Source organism: Streptomyces gobitricini (assembly GCF_039532985.1).
Lineage (GTDB): Bacteria > Actinomycetota > Actinomycetes > Streptomycetales > Streptomycetaceae > Streptomyces > Streptomyces gobitricini.
This window is the reverse complement of sequence record NZ_BAAASR010000052.1, coordinates 125,885-128,937: the sequence shown is the minus strand read 5'-3', so window position 1 is coordinate 128,937 and position 3,053 is coordinate 125,885. Positions and strand designations below refer to the sequence as shown.

Below are 3,053 nucleotides of genomic sequence, written 5' to 3'. Positions count from 1 at the left end.
CGGGCGGTGTGGCGGGGCGGGTGGGCGCGGGCGGTGTGACAGGCGCGGCCTGCTGGACGGCAGCGGGCCGGGCCTGCTGCGTGGCGGCGGGGCGGGTGGGCGCGGGTCCAGGTGCCGGTGTGACGGGCGGGGCCCAGGGGGGTGGCGGGGCGGCAGCGGAGTCGCGGGCCGGACGCAGCCGGGCGGTGGTCTCGACGGCCGGCGCTGCCGGGGCCGGGGCGCCTGCGGAGGCCAGGGGCGCCGGCGGGGCGGCGGGAGTGGCGTGCCGGGAGTCGGAAGGCGTGCCGGGAGCCGGGGCCGGCCGGCCGGCGCGCACCGGAGCGGTGCCGGGCGCCGCTGACGGCGGGGTGAGGGCCGGTATCGAGGACGAGGGGCGCGTGGTGTCCGTGGCGCGGGACGAAGGGTGTCGTGCCTCGGTGCTCATCCGCCCCCCTCGGTGCCGTCCGGATCGCCTTGCGGGGCAGGCCCGTTCGTCAGCGCGTGGGTCACTCTACGGGCTGCGTCCGCCTGATCGGGAACGAGGTCGCAGGTCGGGGCGGATCTGACCGGAACATCCCCCTACCCCCGGGTAGGCGGTTCTGGCAGGCTCTGGCCATGACTCCGCGTGCCGCTGACCGAGCCCGGTACGACCGGGCCACCGCCCACCTCGACGCGCCCGTCGCCGTCGTCGACCTGGAGGCGTTCGACGCGAACGCCGACGATCTGGTCCGCCGGGCCGGAGGGAAGCCGATACGGGTGGCGAGCAAGTCCGTACGCTGCCGCGGGCTGCTGGAACGGGTGCTGGCCCGGGACGGGTTCGCGGGGGTCATGTCGTTCACGCTGGACGAGTCGCTGTGGCTGGCGCGCGCCGGGTTCGACGACGTCCTGCTGGCCTACCCCTCGGCGGACCGTGCCGGGTTCGCCGAGCTCTCGGGGGACGCCAAGCTCGCGGGCGCGGTGACCGTGATGGTCGACGACACGGCTCAGTTGGACCTGATCGACCGGGCCCGGGACGGGGGCGCCGAGGAGGTCCGGGTCTGCCTGGAGCTGGACACGGCGTTGCGGCTGCTGGGCGGCCGGGTACGGATCGGGGCGCGGCGCTCACCGCTGCGGGCGCCGGCCCAGGTGGCGGAGCTGGCACGGTCGGTGGCGCGCCGCCCGGGGTTCCGGCTCGTCGGGCTGATGGCGTACGAGGGCCATGTCGCCGGTGTGGGTGACGCGATCGCGGGGCGGCCGGTGCGGTCGCGGGCGGTGCGGTTGATGCAGGCGGCCGCGCGGCGGGAGCTCGCGGCGCGGCGCGCGGCCGTGGTGGCGGCGGTACGGGCGGTGGTGCCGGACCTGGAGTTCGTCAACGGGGGCGGGACGGGGAGCGTCCAGCACACGGCCGCCGAGGACGCGGTGACCGAGATCGCGGCCGGGTCGGGGCTGTACGTGCCGCGGCTGTTCGACGACTACACGTCGTTCACGGGCCGTCCGGCGGCGCTGTTCGCGCAGCCCGTGGTGCGCCGGCCGGGACTGGGCGTGGTGACCGTGCTCGGTGGCGGCTACCCCGCGTCGGGTGCGGCGGGCGCGGACCGGCTGCCGGTGCCGTACCTCCCCGAGGGGCTGCGGTACGACCCGCGGGAGGGGGCGGGCGAGGTGCAGACCCCGCTGCTGGGCTCCCCCGCCGACGACCTGCTGATCGGCGACAAGGTGTGGTTCCGGCACGCCAAGGCGGGCGAGCTGTGCGAGCGGTTCGACGCGCTGCACCTGATAGAGGGCGACCGGGTCACGGCGACCGTACCGACGTACCGGGGCGAGGGGCTGACGTTCCTCTGACCTCCGGCCTCCGACCTCCGGCCTCCGACGCCCGACCGGCACCGTCAGGGGCCGATGGAGCTGCCGACTCCCCCGCCGGTCGAGCTGCCGATGGGGCGGATGCCCCGGGTGATCTCGTCCATGGTGGCCGGTGGCGGGGCGCCCGGTCCGGCGGAGAAGACGAACCGTACGATCACCGGCGATTCGCTGCCGAGGGACGAGGGGAAGACCAGGGACTGGACGTAGCCGCCGGGGCCCTGGTTGGTGGTGACCTGCCAGCGGACCAGGTGGCCGGTGCGTCCGGCGACGACGGCGGGCCGCTCGGCGACCACCCGGTGGGAGCGGATGCCGCCGTGGAGCCGGACACCGAGGGCGTCCTCCTCGAAGGCGCGCTCGGCGGCCTTGCCGATGTCCTCCTCGGCGATGGCCCGGGGGTCGCTGGTGCCGGTGGCCGTGGCGGTGAAGGAGGACACCGAGCCGCGCTTGCAGGAGCGGCTGCTCGCGGCGGGACACGGATCGTCGGCGACGGTCGACACGGTCGGTACGTCCTGCGCGGTGTACTCCGGCCTCTCCCAGCCGTCGAGGATCGGCAGGGTGATGCCGTTGAGCTGGTCCACGACGACCGTGGGGTCCTCCTCGTCCGGGGAGGCCGTCGCCGGGGCGGGCGTGGGCGCGGCGGAGACGGTGGCCGGCGGCGGCGCGGGGCTGTTCCCGGCGTCCGCGGGAGTCTCTTCGCCGGAGCCGAGGACGACCGCCGCCGCGGCGGTCACGGCCACCACCGCGATCCCCGCGGCGGCGGCCAGGACGCGGCCGGTGCGCCGCCGCGGGCGCGGGGCCGCCATGACGGTGGTGGCGGCGCCGGTGATGGCGGCGCGGGTGTGCCCGGTCCAGGCGGTGCCGTCCCACCAGTGCTCGACGGCGGGGTCGGCGGGGTTCGGGTACCAGCCTGGGGCTCCCCCCACGCCGCCGGGCGTAGCGGGAGGGGTCGTCATGCTCATGCGGTCACTTTAGGGGGCGTGCGCGGTGTCGGCGGGGGCCTGGTCCGGGACGGCGCCACCGACGCCGTCGGGCCCGGCGGAAGGGCCGGGTGCCGTCGTCGGTGGTGCGGTCCGGTTGCCCGCGGAGCAACCGGAGCGCCAGGAGCCCTGCGGCGCCACCGACGCCGTCGGGTCCGGCGGGCGGCGGATGCGTCGGTCGGCGGATGCGTCGGTCGGGCCGTGGCCGTCCGGGCGGGGCCGTGGCCGTCCGGGCGGGGCCCGGTCCGCGCAGGGCGGCCG

Annotated in this window: 2 protein-coding genes; one reads left to right on the top strand and one right to left on the bottom strand. The window is 77.3% G+C overall.

Annotated features, from left to right (window positions below; all coding sequences use genetic code 11):
- Positions 1-594: 594 nt before the first annotated feature.
- Positions 595-1,797 (top strand): amino acid deaminase/aldolase, encoded by a 1,203-nt coding sequence (locus ABD347_RS30390; RefSeq protein WP_344367195.1) that lies wholly within the window; start codon positions 595-597, stop codon positions 1,795-1,797.
- Positions 1,798-1,841: 44 nt separating this feature from the next.
- Here the strand turns inward: ABD347_RS30390 and ABD347_RS30385 are convergent, their stop codons facing one another.
- Positions 1,842-2,774, bottom strand: coding sequence for a DUF2510 domain-containing protein (locus tag ABD347_RS30385; protein WP_344367194.1), 933 nt, complete (start codon positions 2,772-2,774; stop codon positions 1,842-1,844).
- Positions 2,775-3,053 lie beyond the last annotated feature (279 nt).